The following is an 18,058-nucleotide window of genomic DNA, read 5'->3' on the forward strand; positions in this document are numbered from 1 at the left end:
CCCATGCTGCCGCACCCCCGGCCACTCATGTGACAGGGGGTGCGTTTCACAGGGGCGCGGGGCTGTATCGACATGCGGCTCCGCCGCGTGGGCGCGACCAGCCACAACTGCGCCACAGCCGCAATCCGGCAGCCCCCGAGCTCTAGGCGCTCACAGTCTCCCCAGGCAACGAGAGATCCAGCTCGACAGCCCGCGACTCACCCGAATGCGTGGCGGAAGACGCGAGCGGCCCATGGCCGGAGGCCTTCGCGGCGAGCACGTACGCCCCCTGCGCCGGCACCGCGAGCACATAGCTCCCGTCCTCGTCGGAGACGGCCGCCCCGGCCTGCCGCCCCCGCCGGTCGATCAGCGTGACCTTGGCCCGGGCGACCGGGACACCGTCGGCACCGAGCACCCGTCCCCGGAATCCCCGCAGCACCTCTTCGGCCCGCTCCAGCGAAGCGTCCTCCTCGCTGCTGGCCCGCAGCTGCGTGTGCTGCTGACCCGGCCGGGAGGCCTTCGGCAGGAACAGGGCGAGCAGCAGGCCCACCGCCACCGCGGCCGTGGCGATCAGGAAGGACACCCGGAACCCGTGCATGGTCGGGATCGCGATGCCGCCGACGTTGTTCGCCGTGTTGGCGAGCACCATGCCGATGACGGCACTGGACACCGACGTGCCGATGGACCGCATCAGCGTGTTGAGGCCGTTGGCCGCGCCGGTCTCCGAGGCCGGGACCGCGCCGACGATCAGGGCGGGCAGCGAGGAGTAGGCGAGGCCGATGCCCGCGCCGAGGACCACGGAGGTGACGATCGTCTGCCAGGCCGCGTCCATCAGGCCGAGCCCGCCGCCGTAGCCGATCGCGATGATCAGCAGGCCGACGATGAGGGTGACCTTCGGGCCGTACTTGGCGGACAGCCGGGCGTACACCGGAGCCGTGAACATCATCGTCAGGCCCAGCGGGGCCACGCACAGACCGGCGACGACCATGGACTGGCCGAGGCCGTAGCCGGTGGCCTTCGGCAGCTGGAGCAGCTGGGGCAGGACCAGGGAGACGACGTAGAAGGCCACGCCGACCATGATCGACGCGAGGTTGGTGAAGAGGACGGCCGGGCGCGCGGTGGTGCGCAGGTCGACCAGCGGCGCACGGTGGCGCAGCTCGAACAGGCCCCACAGGACGAGGACCACGACCGACGCGGCGAACAGACCGAGCGTCGTAACCGAGGACCAGCCCCAGTCGCTGCCCTTGGTGATGGGCAGCAGGAGCAGCACCAGGCCGGTCGACAGGCCTATCGCACCCAGCAGGTCGAAGGAGCCCTCCGCCCGCATCGGGGACTCGGGTACGACCAGGAGGGTCAGGACGATGGACAGTGCGCCGAGGCCGGCGGCGCCGTAGAAGAGGGCGTGCCAGTTCGTGTGCTGTGCGACCAGGGCCGCGGCGGGCAGCGCGAGGCCACCGCCGACGCCGATCGAGGAGCTCATCAGGGCCATCGCCGAGCCGAGCCTCTCGCGCGGCAGCATGTCGCGCATCAGGCCGATGCCGAGCGGGATCGCGCCCATGGCGAAGCCCTGGAGGGCACGGCCGACGATCATGGTGAGCAGTTGGCTGGTGAGCGCGCTGACCAGGGCGCCGACCACCATCACGGCGAGGCTGAGGATCAGCATCCGGCGCTTGCCGTAGAGGTCGCCGAGCCGGCCCATGATCGGGGTGGCGACGGCGCCGGACAGGAGGGTCGAGGTGAGGACCCAGGTGGCGTTGGAGGGCGCGGTGTCCAGCAGCTGCGGCAGGTCCTTGATGACCGGCACGAGCAGCGTCTGCATCACCGCGACGACGATGCCCGCGAAGGCGAGCACCGGGACCACGGCGCCGCCCGCTCTCCGGGCCGGCTGGTCGGTCGTCGTGTGGGTCATGGAGTCGAGGCCTCCCCGTAGGAATAAGTGCCCGGTAAACCTCGTATGCGCAGGCAACTATTCCGTTGCTTCGGGCCTCTAATGAATCCTTGACCGGCCCATGGGTTTCTGATCTGGCGTCAGGGTCTGGTGGGTTGGTGGAACACGTTCTAGTCTGCGTGCCATGAAGGCCTATGTCGCCGGGGTCGGGATGACCAGGTTTGAGAAGCCCGAGACCCGTTCATGGCAGTACTGGGACATGGTGCGGGAAGCCGGGACGGCGGCGCTGGAGGATGCGGGCGTTGCCTATACGGATGTGGAACAGGTTCCCGTCGGCTACTGCTTCCAGCCCTCCACCGCCGGGCAGCGCGCCGCCTACGAACTCGGCCTGACCGGCATCCCCGTCTACAACGTCAACAACAACTGCGCGACCGGCTCGACCGCGCTGATGCTGGCCCGGCAGCTCGTCGAGGGCGGCGCCGCGGACTGCGTACTGGCGCTGGGCTTCGAGAAGATGAAGAAGGGCGCGCTGGGCGGGGGAGCCGACGGCGGAGCCCGCGGCGGAGCCGCTGATGACTGGAGCGCCGTGTCGCCCGTCGCCCGGCACTACGGCATCATGGCCGCCCGGCACGGCTTCGAGCCCGCCCCGCCGACCGCGCAGATCTTCGGTGACGCGGCCCGCGAGCACATGGAGAGGTACGGCACGACCGAGGCCCAGCTCGCCGCGGTCGCGGCCAAGAACCACCGGCACTCCGCGCACAACCCCTACGCCCAGTTCCGGGACGTGTACGACGTCGCCGGCGTCCTCGCCTCCCGTACGGTCCACCGGCCGCTCACCAAGCTCCAGTGCTCGCCGACCTCGGACGGCGCGGCGGCCGTGGTCGTGGTGTCGGAACGGTTCGCTTCGCGGCGCGGGCTCACCGGTCTCGTGGAGATCGCCGGGCAGGCCATGACCACGGACACCGAGGAGTCCTTCGCGTCCGGCTCCTGCATCGACGTCGTCGGGCAGCCCATGTCCAGGGCGGCCGCCCGCCAGGCCTACGAGCGCGCCGGGCTCGGCATCGAGGACGTGGACGTCGTCGAGCTGCACGACTGCTTCTCGGTCAACGAACTGCTGACGTACGAGGCGCTCGGCATGTGCGCCCCCGGGGAGTCCGGGAAGCTCGTCGAGTCCGGCGCGACGACGTACGGCGGCCGCTGGGTGGTGAACCCGTCGGGCGGGCTGATCTCCAAGGGACATCCGCTGGGCGCGACCGGCCTGGCCCAGGCCGCCGAGCTGGTGTGGCAGCTGCGCGGCACGGCGGGGGAGCGGCAGGTGCCGGGCGCGCGCGTGGGGCTCGCGCACAACATCGGGCTGGGCGGCGCGGCGGTGGTGACGGTGCTGCGCGCGCTCTGATCCCCAGGCGGTCCGCTGATCCGCAGGCGGTCCGGCTGATCCGCGGGCGGTCCGGCTGATCCGCGGGCGGTCCGGCTGATCCGCGGGCGGTCCGGCTGATCCGCAGGCGGTCAGGCCTGCGGTCCAGGCCGTACGACCTAGGCACCCGTGGTCCGAAATGCTGATGCAAGGACCGTAACCGGGTTGAGAGCATGACACCCATGCTGGAAGCCGCCGACACCACACCCCTCATATCCCGCCGTACGGCCGTGCCGACCTGGCTGGTGGTGGCGCTCGCCTGCGCCGGACAGTTCCTGGTCGTCCTCGACGTGTCGGTGGTGAACGTCGCCCTGCCGTCCATGCGGACCGGCCTCGGGCTGACCGCGTCCGGCCTGCAGTGGGTGGTGAACGCGTACGCCATCGCCTTCGCCGGTTTCATGCTGCTCGGCGGCCGGGCCGGCGACCTGTACGGGCGCAAGCGGATGTTCCTCGTCGGCCTCGGCCTGTTCACGCTGGCCTCGCTGGGCGGCGGCCTCGCCCAGGACGGCTGGCAGCTGCTGCTGGCGCGGGCCGTGCAGGGACTGGGCGCGGCGGTGCTGGCCCCCTCGACGCTGACCCTGCTGACCTCCGCGGTGCCGGAGGGCGCGGCGCGGGCGCGCGCGATCGCCACCTGGACCGCGGTGGGCGCCGGTGGCGGGGCCGCGGGCGGACTGGTCGGCGGGGTGCTCGTGGACGTGCTCTCCTGGCGCTGGGTGCTGCTGATCAACGTGCCGGTGGGCGCGCTGGTGCTGGCCGGCTCGGCGCTCTGGCTCACCGAGAGCCGGGCCGGCGACCGGCGGCGCCTGGACCTGCCGGGCGCCCTGCTGGTCACGGCGGGCCTCGCGACCCTCGCCTACGGCATCTCGCAGACGGAGGCCGAGGGCTGGACGGCCGCCACCACGCTCCTCCCGCTGTTCGCCGGGCTGGCGCTCATCGCCCTGTTCCTGCTGGTCGAGGCGCGTACGGCGGCCCCGCTGATGCCGCTCGGACTGCTCCGGCTGCGCTCGGTCGCCTCGGCCAACGCGGCGATGTTCCTCTCCGGCTCGGCCATGTTCTGCATGTGGTACTTCATGACCCTGTACGCCCAGAACGTCCTCCGCTACACGCCGCTGGAGGCCGGGGTCGCCCTCGTACCCAGCTCGCTGTCCGTGGTCGTCGGCTCCAAGCTGGCGCCGCGCCTGATGCGGCTCGCGGGCCCGCGGACCGTGGCGGTGCTGGGCACGCTGGTCGCCGCGGCCGGCTTCGGCTGGCAGTCGACGATGAGCGCGCACGCGGCGTACGTCACCTCGATCATGATCCCCGGGATGCTGATGATGCTCGGTGCGGGCCTCGCGGCCACCCCGCTCGCCTCCCTGGCCACGTCCGGGGCGGCACCGGGCGAGGCCGGTGTGGTGTCGGGGCTGGTCAACACCTCGCGCACGATGGGCGGTTCGCTCGGGCTCGCCGTGATGTCGACCGTGGCCGCGGCCGGCACGGGCAGCGGCCACGGCCCCGAGGCGCTGACCGACGGCTACGCGCTGGCCTTCCGGAGCAGTACGGCGGTGCTGCTGGGCGGGGCGGTGCTGATGCTGCTGTGGCTGCCGCGGAAAATTTCTTCGACGTGAGGCAACGGTCCGGGCCGCCCATGGACTCCTTCTGACATCTAGGAGGTGCCCATGGGGGACGGGAAGCAGGCTCGGAACGAGGAGTTCCAGAGCTTCATGGTCGGCCGCTGGCCGCGGCTGATGCGTACGGCATTTCTCCTCACGGGGGAGCAGCACGCCGCCGAGGACCTGGTCCAGTCGACGCTCGAGCGGGTCTATGTGTCCTGGCGCAGGGTCGGCGCCGCCGACGATCCCGAGGCGTACGTACGGCGCGTGATGATCAACCTGCACGCGCGCAAACACAGAAGAAGGCTCAAGGAGTTCCTGGCTCCGAAGGACGACTCGGGCCTGGTGCACGAGATCGCCGACGCGGGGGACCGGATCGCGCAGGCCGACGACCGCGGCGCGCTGCTCAAGGCGCTCGCCCAACTGCCCGTGCGGCAGCGGGAGGCGGTCGTCCTGCGCTACTGGGAGGACCTGACGGAGACCCAGGCGGCGGAGGCGATGGGCTGCTCGGTCGGCACGGTGAAGAGCAACGCGGCCAAGGGCATCGCGAAACTGCGCGCCATACCGGGTCTGGCCGAGACGGTGACGCATGGAGGGCGGAAGTGATGAGCGCGGACAGGGAGAGCCACGACATGAACGGGATGACCGACATGACGCACACGGACATCGCCCTCCTCCTCGCGGACGCCGCGGACGAGGCCGAGATCGGCATAGCCCCCGTCCAGGCGGTCATCCGCGGCGGCCGCCGGCGCAGAGCCCGCCGCTGGGCGGTGGCAGCAGCCACGACACTGGTGCTGGCGGGGTCGACGGGGGTGACGCTGGCGGTGACGGGGCTGCCAGGCCACACCGACCGCAATGCGGCCGTGGCGGCCGAGCCGTCCACCCTCGAGGACCGGCACGTGGACATTCCGCAGGAAACGGAGCTGGCGCGCGGGACGGACCACGGCAAGAGCTGGCGTGTGGTCGTCTCCGTGTGGGGAGCGCCGCGGGACGAGTCGGAGGTGGCCGTGCAGCTGGCCGCGATGCGCAAGTACGGCATCGAGTCGGCCGCGCTTCCCGACCACGGGCACCGGCACCTGGTCGGCATGACCTCGTACTACTCGAGTCTGTACTACGGCGACAACCCGCTCAGAACGATCATTTTCGGCACGGTCAAGAGGTGGGAGCCCCTGACGGGCACGAGCCTGATGTCGGGGGCCCTCCCCCTGGGCAAGGCGAACTCCGACGGCCCCGAGCGGCTCGTGGTGGGCGCGGTCGCCATCACCGCCCGGCACGTCAAGTGCGGCTGGAAGGACGGCACCAGCACCGTGGTCGAGCCCCAGGCGGTGGCCGGCTCGCCGGTGGAGTGGTTCGCCTGCACGGCCCCGGAAGGGACGGCCTACCAGAGCGCGGAGGTGATCCAGTAGCCCACGGCCACACACCGCGAGCCGCATTCTCGCCGGATGCGGCCCCGCGGCCCACCGACCGGGCTTGGCATCTCAGCGGGGCCGGCGCCGGTCGGGCGCCCCTGCGGGCGGTGGCGGTGGCGGTGGCGGGCGCGGAGATGGTGGCGGGTGAGCCGGAGGCGGGGGCGGCGGTGGGGCCGGCCGGCTCCGCAGCAGCGGGATCGGCGCGTGCAGGTGCCAGACGCCGGGCAGGTCCAGCTTGCCCTGCCGCTCCGCCAGGGTGATCTGCTGAACGCCGAGTCGTCCCTCCAGCACGCACTCCCCGCTGCGTACGGCGACGAGGTGGGCGTCGCGGACGACCGCGACCAGCCCGGATATCCGGAAGATCAGCGTGAGTTCCACGTCCAGCGTGCCGACCTTCACGCCGTCCAGGAACACGTCGATGTAGGGACGGTGACTGGAGGTGACCTGATGGCTCGCGAGCGCGAGGACCTCCTCGCTGCCCGGGGTCTCGCGGGTGCGACGCGCGGCGGCGGTGAGGGCGGCGTGTTTGCGCCAGCCGCCCGCGGCCACGTCGAAGAGGTCCTGGCCGAGGAAGGAGTCGACGGCGGAGGCCAGTTCGCGCTCGACGGCCTGATCGGCCGCAGCCGTCAGGGGGCGCACCCCGCCCAGGAGCGCTCGGGCCGCCCCGCCGCTGTGAAGCGGGTCGACCAGGACGTCGCCCGAGTCGGGGCCCTCCCGGCCGAGCAGGAAGGCCCTGACCGTGAGAGGTTCTGCCACGGGAGTCGTCGTCATCGCGTCACCTCATTCGAGGCTCTGGTCGCCCGGATCCGCGTGGGGTTCGAGCCGTACCGTTCGGTTCACCGAACCGGTGTCCTGCTGCTCGTACAGGTCGGCCGTCCCGGCCCCGGGGCGCGCTGTCGTGCGGATGTGCTTGCGCACCCAGCGTGGACCGGGGTGCCGATGGTTCAGCAGGAACGACGTGGCGGCCAGCGCGAGCAGCACGGCGGCGAACGCGGACGGTCCGACGATCCATCCGACGGGCGTCGGTGTGCCGTCGGTTCCGTCGGTGCTCGTGCCGTCGGTCGGGCTGGTGCTGCCGTCGGTGGTCGGTCCCGGACCCGTCACCGTGAACCCGGCTGCGACGCTCGTGCCGGAGCCCGCTGTGCAGGCGGCCCGTACGGTGTGCGTCGCTCGGGGAGCGTCCGCCGGGACCTGGAAGTCGGTTGCGAAGGTGCCGTCGCCCGAGACCGTGGTGACGGCGAGTGTGGTGTCGTCGTCCCAGGCCACGTCCACGCTCGGGCAGTTGAATCCGGAACCTGTTGCCGTGACCGCCGTTCTCGGCTCGCCTGCGGTGGGATCGAGGACGAGCACGGGGCGTCCCTTGTCGCCGGGCAGCACCGTGAACGTCGCCTCGGCGTGCACGTCTCTGTGGCGGGCGCAGGTTGCCGTCATGAGGTAGTCGCCCGGAGCGGCGTCGTCGGTGATCCGGAGTTCCGTCTCGAACGTGCCCGTGCCGCGGGCGACGCGCACCCTGGCGTGGATCTGGCCGTTGGTCGAGAGTTCAACCGTGTCGGGCTTCCCGCTCGGGACGCAGTCCTCGAAGCCGGCGCCGTGAACACGCAGGGACGTGCCGGGCCGGCCCTGGGAAGGGTCCAGTGCGATCAACGGACGGTGGTGCGCGGGCGTCGTCACACTCCCGCTGTCGGTCGTCGTCACCGTGAACGTTCCGCCGCCGACGACCACGAGTCTGCCGTTGGCGCAGCCCGCGGTCACGGAGTGGGGGCCGACGCCGGCTGTGTCCGGCACCTGGAATTCGGCACTGCCGGTCCCGTCCGTCACGGATGGCGTGAAGGGCAGGTCGTGGCCGTCCCATGTCAGGTAGGTGATGGTGCCGGGTGCGTAGGTGTCACGGTGACGCACCCCGCGGACATCCGTGGGTCCGGGCGGGGGCGTGGTCGGGCCGGTGGGGTTGGGTGTCGTGGCGCCGGGACCGGTGGTGTCGGGGGGACTGGTCGATTCGGGGGTGACCACGACACAGCTCTCGAACCCGACGTGAACGCCGGTCCCCGGCGGCCCCTCGGATGGGCTGAGGGTGATCGATACGCCTCCCCCGGTCGCGGCCGGTGCCGAGAACGCCGTCGGCGTCCGCGCGATCGCGATGCTCGCAAGGACCGCGATCAGCCAGCGCAGGAGGAATCGCACGGAGGACGACATGAGCCGGGGCGAAGCAGGGGAGGTGACGAGGATTGCGATACGGCACGAGGCCTGGCCCGTCAGCTGCCGCCTCTGCCATTCTCCTCCGCCACAGCGCTCTTCGCTCGTCGTCGGGCGACGAGCACCGGCGCCGGATCAAGACCCGCTCACAGCCACCCCTGCTGCCGGGCCTCCCGTACCGCCTCCGCGCGGTTGCGGGTGCCCGTCTTGCCGATCGCGGAGGACAGGTAGTTGCGGACGGTGGACTCGGACAGATGCAGCCTGCCGGCGATGTCGGCGACGGTCGCCCCGTCCACGGAGGCCTTCAGCACATCGCACTCACGGGCCGTCAGCGGACTGGGCCCGGCGCTGAGCGCGGCGGCGGCCAGCGCGGGGTCGACGACGGTCTCTCCGGTGAGCACACGCCGGATCGCCGCGGCCAGTTCCTCCACGGGCCCGTCCTTGACGAGGAATCCGGCCGCCCCGGCCTCCATGGCCCGGCGCAGATAGCCGGGCCGGCCGAAGGTGGTGAGGATCAGCACCCGGCAGTCGGGCGCCTGCTCCCGCAGCTCGGCCGCCGCGTCCAGCCCGCTGATGCCCGGCAGCTCGATGTCCAGCAGCGCCACGTCCGGCCGGTGGGTGAGCACGGCGTCCACGATGCCGTCGCCCGAGCCCAGTTGGGACACCACCTCGATGTCCTGCTCCATACCGAGCAGCAGAGCGAGCGCACCCCGCATCATGCCCTGGTCCTCGGCGAGCAGAACCCGAATCGACTTGCCGGTCCGGTGCTCCCGGGGCATCTCGTTCATGCGCTCAGATTACGGCCGGAAACCCCGGCCCACGCAGCGCCCGTCACGCTAACCTCGCTGTATGCCCGAGTCCTCGACCGCGCGCTTCTACGACGAGCTGGCCGACGACCATCACCTGATCCACGCAGACTGGGAGACGAGCGTCCGCCGGCAGGGTGTCGCTCTGGAGGCCCTGACCGGCCGGGAGGGCGCGGCCGTGCTGGACTGCTCCTGCGGCATCGGGACGCAGGCCATCGGGCCGGCCCTGCGGGGGCACCGAGTCGTCGGGACCGACCTCAGCGCGCGGGCGGCCGCCCGCGCACGCCGGGAGGCCGCCCGGCGCGGAGTGGCCCTGCCCACCGCCGCCGCCGCCGACATGCGGCGACTGCCCTTCCCCGGTGGCCGGTTCGACGCCGTCGTCCGTGCCGACAACTCGCTGCCCCACCTCCTCACGGAACCGGACGTGCGCGCCGCTCTGGGCGAGATGCGCAGGGTGCTGCGGCCCGGCGGGCGGCTGCTCGTCAGTACCCGGCCCGATGACGAGCTGCTGCGCGAGCGTCCGGTCTCGCGCCCCCGCAGGTGCACGAGCCCGCCGACGGCACCGGGCGGACCGTCAGCTTCCAGCTCTGGCAGTGGCACGCGGACGGCGAGCACTACGACCTGGAGCACTTCCAGCTGCGTCCGGGCAAGGGGTAGTGGGAGGTCCGGGTGCGCCGGGCCCGCTACTGGGCGCTCGGGCGGGAGCGGCTCGGTGGGTTCGTCGCCGGTGCGGGATTCGCGTCCATCGCCTGGCTGATGCCCGAAGAGACGGGTTTCTTCCAGCCGTTGCTCGTGGCACGGGCAGCCGCTGTCGATTAAAGACTTGGCATTGTCCGATGCGGCGGGGGTTGACGGTCTCCGGCGGTACTCAAACAATCGCCCCTGCATTTCCAGGAATCCATGCAATTTCCAACGGCGAATAGGTTCGGTATTTCGATCGAACAGCGTCCGAAATATCGAACCGAGAGTCCCAGAGAATCCGAGGTGCCCCGTGCCCGTGAGCTCCCCCCACACCCGCCCCCGGCGGCTGAGAAGCGCCGCCCTGTCCGTGCTCGCCGTCTGCGCGACCCTCGCCGCGCTGCTGCTCGGCGTCGGCGCGCCCCGGGCCGCCGCCGCGAGTTCGCTGCCCTGTGACGTCTACGGCGCCGCGGGCACCCCCTGCGTCGCCGCGCACAGCCTGGTCCGGGCGCTGTACTCCGCGTACAACGGCCCGCTCTACCAGGTGCAGCGGGCCTCGGACGGCGCCACGAAGGACATCGGGCTGCCGGCCGCCGGCGGATACGCCAACGCCGCCGCCCAGGACTCCTTCTGCTCCGGCACGACCTGCATCATCACCAGGATCTACGACCAGTCCTCCCGCCACAACGACCTCACCGTCGAGGGCGCGGGCGGGGCCGGCAAGGCCGATGTCGGGGCGCCCGCCGACGCGCTGCCGGTGACCGTCGGCGGCCACCAGGTGTACGGCCTGGAGATCTCCGCCGGCATGGGCTACCGGGACAACTCCACCTCCGGTGTCGCCACCAACGGCGCCGCCGAGGGGATGTACATGGTGACCTCCGGCACCCATGTCAACGGCGCCTGCTGCTTCGACTACGGCAACGCCGAGACCAACAACAAGGACACCGGCAACGGCCACATGGACGCCATCAACTTCGGCACCGAGTGCTGGTTCTCCCCCTGCTACGGGCAGGGCCCCTGGGTGCAGGCCGACCTGGAGAACGGGCTGTTCCAGTCCGACGCCGGATACAGCAAGAACTCCTCCGACACCGGCACCGGCCCCCTGCCGTTCGTGACCGCGCTGCTCAAGAACAACGGCCAGAACCATTTCGCGCTCAAATGGGGGAATGCGCAATCCGGTGGGCTGACGACCACCTATTCCGGAGGTGAGCCGACCGCGAGCGGATACTCGCCCATGCACCAGGAGGGCGCGATCGTCCTCGGCACCGGCGGCGACAACAGCAACGGCTCCATCGGCTCCTTCTTCGAGGGCGTCATGACCTCCGGCATCCCGACCGACGCCGCCGACAACGCGGTCCAGGCCGACATCGTCTCCGTCGGCTACGGCGGCGCGACCGGCAGCACCGGCACGCTCGGCGCCGGCTCCGAGATCTCGCTGCGCGCCACCACCTCCTGCTGCACCGGTGACTACGTCCGCCACCAGAACAACGCCGGCGTCGTCTCCGCCATCACCTCCAGCAGCTCCAGCCTGGACAAGAACGACGCCACCTGGATCGTGCGCAAGGGGCTCGCCGACAGCTCCTGCGTCTCCTTCGAGTCGCGCAACTACCCCGGCGACTACCTGCGCCACTCCGACTTCAAGCTCTACCGCCAGCCCATGGACGGCACCGCCCTGTTCCGGGCCGACGCCACCTTCTGCCCGCAGACCGGAAAGAGCGGCACCGGCACCTCGTTCGCCTCGTACAACTACCCGACGAGATACCTGCGCCACTACGACTACAACCTGTACATAGCGAGCGACGGCGGCTCCAACGGCTTCGACAGCAGCACGTCCTGGACCGACGACGTCACCTGGGCGGTCAGCTCGCCCTGGGCGCCGTAGCCGCCGCCTTCGCGAACTCCGCCGACTGCACCGGGAGTTCGGCGGTCACCGTGAAACCGCCGCGCGGCGACGGGCCGGCCGTGAGCGAGCCGCCCGCCGCCGCGAGGCGCTCGGTGAGCCCCTTCAGCCCGGTGCCGCCGATGCCCTGCTGGGGCCGGCTGACCGCCCTGCCGCTGCCGTTGTCGGTGACGGTGAGCCGGACCTGCTCGGCCCCGCTCTCGACGGTGATGTCACAGCGGCGCGCGTCGCTGTGCCGCACCACGTTCGTCACCGCCTCACGCACCACCCAGCTCAGCAGCGCCTCCGTCTGCGGTTCGAGCGGCGCCCCCGACTGCCGTACCACCGGCTCCACACTCGCCGCCGACAGTGCCGAACGGGCCCGGGTCAGCTCGGTGGCCAGGCTGCCCTCCCGGTAGCCGGTCACCGCCTCGCGGATCTCGGTGAGCGCCTGCCGGCCCACCGACTCGATGTCCGTGATCTGGCCCAGCGCCGCGTCCATGTCGCGCGGGGCCAGCCGCCGGGCCGCCTCCGACTTCACCACGATCACCGACAGCGTGTGCCCGAGCAGGTCGTGCAGATCCCGGGAGAAGCGCAGCCGCTCCTTCTCCACCGCGCGCCGGGCCAGTTCCTCGCGGGCGGCGCGCAGTTCCCGTACGGCCTCGGACAGGCCGAGGATCGCGGCGGTCACCATGCTGGACAGGAAGGTGGCGTAGCCGATGTTCGTCGCGTCCTGCCAGTCGCCCCGCACGGCGGAGACACTGGCCGCGTACACCGTCAGCAGCAGACCCGTGCGGCCCAGCCACGGTCCGCGCAGGGCGGCGCCCACGGCGAGGCCGAGCAGCGGGAAGAACATCAGCCAGTTGCCGCCGTAGCCGAGGGCGAGGCCCGTGGTCACCAGGACCATGAGGAGCAGCGCCACCCGGGTGGAGGCAGCCGCCCGCCTCTCGCGGTCGAAGGAGCGGAAGGTGACGTAGATGTACAGGGAGTTGAAGGCGATCAGGCCGAGGCCGCCGACCCACGGGTTGGGGGTCTTGCCCTGGAGCAGGTTGGAGAAGGACCCCATCCCCATCAGCAGCCAGGGCAGCAGGGCGAAGCCGGTGGGCGGCGGGCCCGGATGGTCGACGTCCGGCGCCCCGCCCTCCTTCCGGGCCGCCCGTTGCGCGGCCTTGAAGCGCTCGTGCTCGGCCCGCCACTGGCGCCGCTCGGCCCGAAAGGCCTGTAGCTGGCACCGAACTCCCCATACCCACGTCATGTCTGTGTTTCCCCCGGTCAGATGGTCCCCGCGCGACGGCGGTACGACAGCACAGCGTACGAACCGAACAGAACGAGCCAGGCCGTCAGGACGATGATGGCACCGGCCCCCGGTGCGTGCCCCTCGGATACGGCGGTGCCCAGCTCGGCGAAACGATGGGTGGGTGTGTACGCCGACAGGGCCTGCAGCCAGCCGGGAAAGAGGCTGATCGGGAACCACAGGCCGCCGAGCACCGCGAGCCCCAGGTTGCACACCATGTTGACCACGCCGGTGCTCGGCCCGGTCAGCCGGTAGCCGTTGCCGAGGCCGAGCAGCGTGAAGGGGACCGAGCCCAGCCACAGCAGCAGCGCGATCGCCGCCCACTGGCCGGCCGCCAGCCGTACGCCGTTGACCAGTCCGCCCGCCGTCAGCACCGCGACGATCGAGGGCAGTACGGTCACCACGCCGGTCAGGGCCCGACCGGTCACCACCTCGCGCGGGGTCATGGGGGTCACACGGAGCTGCCGCAGCCAGCCGACGGCACGGTCCTCGGCGACGGCTCCTCCGGTGTTCAGCGCGGAGCCCACGGCGCCGTAGGCTGCCATGCCGACCATGGCCGCGGTCTTCCAACTCCCGTTGTTGCCGCCGAGGTTGGTGAACAGGAGGTACATCATCACGGGCATGGCGATGCCGCCGATGACGAAGCCCGTGTCGCGCAGGGTGCGGCGGATTTCGAGTCGTATGTAGGCCGGCATCAGACTGTTTCCGTTCGGGTGCGGACCGTCATCGGTTGCTCGCGCCCACGCGACGGTAGCCGCATGTCGGACACAGCTCCGCGCCCCTTCGGGGGGCGTCCACCGGCCGTCAGTGCCAAGAATGCGTCGTCCAGGGAAGCCGGAGACACCTCCAGCCCCCTGACGGCCCCCAGCTCGGCCAGCGCCACCACCGTCGCGTCCGAGTCGTCGGTGCGCAGGCGGACCCTGTCGTCCCGCACCTCCACCGAGTGCACCCCGGGCAGCAGGCCGAAGGACGCCGGGTCCCGCCCCGCCAGGTCCACGGCGACCAGGTTGCCGTCCGCCGCGCGCCGCAACTCCTCTCCCGTGCCGTCGGCGACGATCCGGCCCCGGTCGATGACCACGATCCGGTCGGCGTACGCGTCCGCCTCCTGAAGGTAGTGCGTGGAGAAGAGCACGGTGTGGCCCCGACGGGCGTACGCGCGCATCGACTCCCAGAACGCGTGCCGTGCCTCCACGTCCAGCGCCGCCGTCGGCTCGTCCAGCACCAGCAGCGCCGGGTTCCCGGCCAGCGCGAGAGCGAACCGCACCCGCTGGACCTGCCCGCCGGACAGCCGGTCCATCCGCCGCCCGGCCAGGTCCGCGATCCCGGCCAGCTCCAGGGCCCGCGAGACCGGCATCGGGGCGGGATAGCGGGAGGCGAGGAAGGTGACCAGCTCGCCCACGGTGACCCGGGGCACCGGCCGGGCGTCCTGGAGCATCGCGCCCACCCGGCCCGCGCGCACCGACCGCTCGGGCGCCGCGCCGAACAGTTCCACGGCGCCGGCGTCGGGCTCGTACAGCCCTAGCAGCAGGCCGATCGTGGTCGACTTGCCGGCGCCGTTGCGGCCCAGCAGCGCCACGGTCTCCCCGCGCCCGATCCGCAGGTCCACCCCGTCCACGGCGCGCACCGCGCCGTACGTCTTGACCGCCCCCGTGAAGGACACGGCGGTGTTCTCCGTCTGTGTCATGCCTACGACGCTAAGGAGCGCGGCCCCGCCCCGGCAGATGCGCATGTACGGACTCGGGCGGTACAAATGTCACTGTTCACCTGAGCTGACACAGTGTCAGGAGCCTTCACAACTGTGGAGCCCTGGGCTATACAGAGGGCGCCGGACTGGAACGCGTTCTAGATCGGCCCGTAGCGACCTCGGTGCGGCCGACGGTGCGGACGTCCGCGCCGGGGTCTTGAACCGCCAGTGTCAGGAGCCGTATGCCCATCGACGCAGCGAAAGCCCTCGCGGCCGAACCCCGGACCGGCGAGATCTCCTGGACCACCAAGGACGTCCAGCTCTACCACCTCGGCATCGGCGCGGGAGCCAACCCCGACAAGGACGACCCCGCCACCGACCCCGACGAGCTGCGCTACACCCTGGAGTCCCGGCTGCACGTCCTGCCGAGCTTCGCCACCGTCGCGGGCTCCGGCGCACCCGGCGTGATCAGCGGGCTGTCCATGCCCGGTGTCGAGGTCGAGCTCGCCAAGGTCCTGCACGGCGGACAGGCGCTGGAGATCCACCGCCCCATCCCGGCCGAGGGCGCGGCGACCGCGACCAACCGGCTCGCCGCCGTCTACGACAAGGGCAAGGCCGCCATCCTGGTCCTGCGCACCGAGGTCGCCGACGCCGACGGCCCGCTGTGGACCAACGACGCCCAGATCTTCGTACGGGGGGAGGGCGGGTGGGGCGGCGACCGGGGCCCCTCCGCCCGGCTCGATCCGCTCACCGGTGAGCCCGACAGGACCGTCGAACGCGCCGTCCGCGAGGACCAGGCCCTCCTCTACCGCCTCTCCGGCGACTGGAACCCGCTGCACGCCGACCCCGAGTTCGCCAAGCTCGCCGGCTTCGACAGGCCCATCCTGCACGGGCTGTGCACCTACGGCATCACGCTCAAGGCCGTCGTGGACACGCTGCTCGGCGGCGATGTGAGCCGGGTGCGGTCGTACGCCACCCGGTTCGCGGGCGTCGTCTACCCGGGGGAGACCCTGCGCATCCGCATGTGGCGGCGGGAGGGGAGCGTCCGGGTGGAGGTGAGCTCCGTCGAGCGGGGCGATGCGCCGGTCCTCGCGGACACCGTCGTAGAGCACTCCTGAAACCAGTATCGAGGGGAGCCGCACCATGCGCGCAGCCGTACTGCACGAGATCGGCCAGGAAAAGCTGGAGGTTCTCGACGACGTCGAGGCGGTGGGCTTCGGCCCCGGCAGGGTCAGGGTCCGGGTGCGGGCGACCGGGCTGTGCCACTCGGACCTGTCCGCGATGAACGGGGTGCTGCCGCAGCCCGCGCCGTTCGTGCCGGGCCACGAGGGCGCGGGCGAGATCCTCGAAGTGGGGGAAGGCGTACGGCACTTGAAGGCGGGCGACCGGGTCGTCATCTGCTGGCTGCCCGCCTGCGGCGCCTGTCCGGCCTGCAGGCGCGGCCAGACCGAGCTGTGCCTGGCCGGGTTCATGAACGCCGGCACCCCCAACTTCAAGCGCTCCGGCGGTGACGTCTTCGGCTTCGCCGGCACCGGAACCTTCGCCGAGGAGGTCGTGGTCGACGCCGGCTGCGCCGTGCCGATACCGGACGACGTGCCCTTCGACATCGCCGCGCTGATCGGCTGCGGGGTCACCACCGGTCTCGGCGCCGCCCTCAACACCGCCGATGTGGAGGCCGGTTCGTCGGTCGCCGTCATCGGATGCGGAGGCGTCGGCATCTCGGCGGTGCAGGGGGCGCGGCTGAAGGGCGCCGCCGAGATCGTCGCCGTCGACCCGGTCGCCTCCCGGCGTGAGTCCGCCCTCAGGTTCGGCGCCACGAAGGCGGTTGCGCCGGAGGAGCTGGCCGACGCCAAACAGCAGGTCACCGGCGGCGAGGGCTTCGACTACGTCTTCGAGGTCGTCGGAAGGTCGGCCACCGCCCGCACCGCCTACGAGAACACCCGGCGCGGCGGCACCCTCGTCGTCGTCGGCGCCGGCGCCATGGACGACTTCCTGCAGCTGAACATGTTCGAGCTGTTCTTCGACGAGAAGCGCATCCTGCCGTCCATGTACGGCGGCGGCGACGTGCTGCACTCCTACGAGCGCACGATCGCCCTGTGGCGGGCCGGCCGCGTCGACCTGGCGGGCCTGATCACCCACCGGGTCCAACTGGCCGGGATCAACGAGGCGTTGGACCAGATGCGTACCGGGACCGCCCTGCGTACGTGCATCGAGATCTGAGGACGGGGACCGGCATGGCACTGCCATCCGAGGGGCCATTGAAGGGGCTGTCCGCCGTCGTCACCGGCGCCGGACGCGGGCTCGGCCGCGCCGAGGCCCTGGAACTCGCGCGGCTCGGCGCGGCCGTCGTCGTCAACGACTACGGGCAGCCCGGCCGGGACGGCTCGGGCGAGGCCTCGGCGGGACCGGCCGAACAGGTCGCCGCCGAGATCCGCGCACAGGGCGGCCGGGCGGTCGCCCACACCGGAGACGTCGCCGACTTCCAACAGGCCGAGGAACTGGTGGAGCTGGCGATCGCCGAGTTCGGCAGGCTCGACGTCCTCGTCAACAACGCGGGCATCCTGCGCGACCGCATGGTCTTCTCCATGACCGAGGACGAGTGGGACTCGGTGATCCGCGTCCACCTCAAGGGCCACTTCAACACCACCCACTTCGCCGCCCGGCACTGGCGGGAGCGGTCCAAGGCGGCCGGGGGAGAGAAGGTCTACGGGCGGATCGTCAACACCTCCTCGGAAGCGTTCCTCGCCGGCTCCGCCGGCCAGCCCAACTACGCGGCCGCGAAAGGCGGAATCGTCGGCCTGACCACCTCCACCGCCCTCGCCCTCGCCAGGTACGGCGTCACGGCCAACGCCATCTGCCCGCGCGCCCGGACCCGGATGACCGAGGACGTCTTCGCCGGGTTCGAGCAGCCCGCCGAGGGCCTGGACCCGCTGGCGCCCGAGCATGTCGCCCCGCTCGTCGGCTACCTGGCCGCACCCGCCGCCGCTCAGGTCAACGGCCAGCTGCTCGTCGTGCACGGCGGCATGGTCGCGATCGTCGAACGGCCGCGGGTGCGGGCGAGGTTCGACAGCAGGCAGGAGACGTTCAGCTACGACGAGCTCGACGCGCTGCTCACCCCGCACTACGCGGACCGGCCGCCGGGGGAGACCTTCGCGGCGGCGGAGGTGCTCGGGCTCAAACGCGGGTGACAACGGGTGGGCACCGGGTGGCACCGGGCCAGGAAAGGCGAAGAGGGGGCGCCCTTC

The 18,058-nt window shown here is 71.7% G+C and carries 15 protein-coding genes and 1 pseudogene; 9 read left to right on the plus strand and 7 right to left on the minus strand.

Annotated elements, in window-relative coordinates; all coding sequences use genetic code 11:
• Positions 1-142: 142 nt before the first annotated feature.
• Positions 143-1,888, minus strand: a complete 1,746-nt coding sequence (locus ACWGJ5_RS10980; protein WP_453309420.1) for an MFS transporter — start codon at positions 1,886-1,888, stop codon at positions 143-145.
• Between the two features lie 163 nt (positions 1,889-2,051).
• Between ACWGJ5_RS10980 and ACWGJ5_RS10985 the strand changes: the two genes are divergently transcribed.
• The 4 genes from ACWGJ5_RS10985 to ACWGJ5_RS11000 all read left to right on the plus strand — a co-directional run bounded on the left by ACWGJ5_RS10985 (position 2,052) and on the right by ACWGJ5_RS11000 (position 6,276).
• Positions 2,052-3,263 carry a lipid-transfer protein gene (locus ACWGJ5_RS10985; protein WP_453309421.1) on the plus strand — a complete coding sequence of 404 codons (1,212 nt, stop codon included), beginning with the start codon at positions 2,052-2,054 and terminating at the stop codon, positions 3,261-3,263.
• A gap of 191 nt (positions 3,264-3,454) precedes the next feature.
• On the plus strand, positions 3,455-4,885 hold the full coding sequence (locus ACWGJ5_RS10990; protein ID WP_453309422.1) for an MFS transporter: 1,431 nt from the start codon (positions 3,455-3,457) through the stop codon (positions 4,883-4,885).
• A gap of 51 nt (positions 4,886-4,936) precedes the next feature.
• A complete protein-coding gene (locus ACWGJ5_RS10995; protein WP_453309423.1) occupies positions 4,937-5,476 on the plus strand; it encodes a SigE family RNA polymerase sigma factor in 540 nt (179 codons plus the stop codon).
• Positions 5,476-6,276, plus strand: a complete 801-nt coding sequence (locus tag ACWGJ5_RS11000) for a hypothetical protein (RefSeq protein WP_453309424.1) — start codon at positions 5,476-5,478, stop codon at positions 6,274-6,276. The genes ACWGJ5_RS10995 and ACWGJ5_RS11000 overlap by 1 nt, the downstream gene beginning before the upstream one ends.
• Positions 6,277-6,348: 72 nt before the next feature.
• On the opposite strand, the gene ACWGJ5_RS11005 is transcribed toward ACWGJ5_RS11000, so the two are convergent.
• From ACWGJ5_RS11005 to ACWGJ5_RS11015, 3 genes are all read right to left on the minus strand, one after another.
• A complete protein-coding gene (locus tag ACWGJ5_RS11005; RefSeq protein ID WP_453309425.1) occupies positions 6,349-7,050 on the minus strand; it encodes a hypothetical protein in 702 nt (233 codons plus the stop codon).
• Between the two features lie 9 nt (positions 7,051-7,059).
• The gene (locus ACWGJ5_RS11010) at positions 7,060-8,472 is read right to left on the minus strand and encodes a hypothetical protein (protein ID WP_453309426.1); all 1,413 of its coding nucleotides are present in this window, start codon (positions 8,470-8,472) and stop codon (positions 7,060-7,062) included.
• 146 nt (positions 8,473-8,618) lie between these two features.
• The gene (locus ACWGJ5_RS11015) at positions 8,619-9,260 is read right to left on the minus strand and encodes a response regulator (protein WP_453309427.1); all 642 of its coding nucleotides are present in this window, start codon (positions 9,258-9,260) and stop codon (positions 8,619-8,621) included.
• Between the two features lie 61 nt (positions 9,261-9,321).
• On the opposite strand from ACWGJ5_RS11015, the pseudogene ACWGJ5_RS11020 reads away from it, so the two are divergent.
• Together ACWGJ5_RS11020 and ACWGJ5_RS11025 are read left to right on the plus strand one after the other, a co-directional pair.
• A pseudogene (locus ACWGJ5_RS11020) lies at positions 9,322-10,097 on the plus strand (class I SAM-dependent methyltransferase).
• 172 nt (positions 10,098-10,269) lie between these two features.
• Positions 10,270-11,838: an alpha-L-arabinofuranosidase B gene (locus ACWGJ5_RS11025; RefSeq protein ID WP_453309428.1), complete on the plus strand. Its 1,569-nt coding sequence runs from the start codon at positions 10,270-10,272 to the stop codon at positions 11,836-11,838.
• On the opposite strand, the gene ACWGJ5_RS11030 is transcribed toward ACWGJ5_RS11025, so the two are convergent.
• The 3 genes from ACWGJ5_RS11030 to ACWGJ5_RS11040 are packed head-to-tail and all read right to left on the minus strand — an operon-like array spanning position 11,816 to position 14,813.
• Positions 11,816-13,090, minus strand: a complete 1,275-nt coding sequence (locus ACWGJ5_RS11030; protein ID WP_453309429.1) for a sensor histidine kinase — start codon at positions 13,088-13,090, stop codon at positions 11,816-11,818. The genes ACWGJ5_RS11025 and ACWGJ5_RS11030 overlap by 23 nt on opposite strands.
• A gap of 17 nt (positions 13,091-13,107) precedes the next feature.
• Entirely contained in the window at positions 13,108-13,824 is a 717-nt protein-coding gene (locus ACWGJ5_RS11035) for an ABC transporter permease (RefSeq protein WP_453309430.1), read from the minus strand.
• A complete protein-coding gene (locus tag ACWGJ5_RS11040; RefSeq protein WP_453309431.1) occupies positions 13,824-14,813 on the minus strand; it encodes an ABC transporter ATP-binding protein in 990 nt (329 codons plus the stop codon). Before ACWGJ5_RS11040 ends, ACWGJ5_RS11035 begins: the two co-directional genes overlap by 1 nt.
• Before the next feature lie 242 nt (positions 14,814-15,055).
• Between ACWGJ5_RS11040 and ACWGJ5_RS11045 the strand changes: the two genes are divergently transcribed.
• The 3 genes from ACWGJ5_RS11045 to ACWGJ5_RS11055 are packed head-to-tail and all read left to right on the plus strand — an operon-like array spanning position 15,056 to position 18,001.
• Entirely contained in the window at positions 15,056-15,931 is an 876-nt protein-coding gene (locus ACWGJ5_RS11045; RefSeq protein WP_453309432.1) for a MaoC/PaaZ C-terminal domain-containing protein, read from the plus strand.
• A gap of 25 nt (positions 15,932-15,956) precedes the next feature.
• On the plus strand, positions 15,957-17,033 hold the full coding sequence (locus ACWGJ5_RS11050) for a Zn-dependent alcohol dehydrogenase (protein WP_453309433.1): 1,077 nt from the start codon (positions 15,957-15,959) through the stop codon (positions 17,031-17,033).
• Between the two features lie 14 nt (positions 17,034-17,047).
• On the plus strand, positions 17,048-18,001 hold the full coding sequence (locus tag ACWGJ5_RS11055) for a 3-oxoacyl-ACP reductase (RefSeq protein WP_453309434.1): 954 nt from the start codon (positions 17,048-17,050) through the stop codon (positions 17,999-18,001).
• Positions 18,002-18,058: the final 57 nt, after the last annotated feature.

This window comes from Streptomyces sp. NPDC054783, assembly GCF_053611725.1.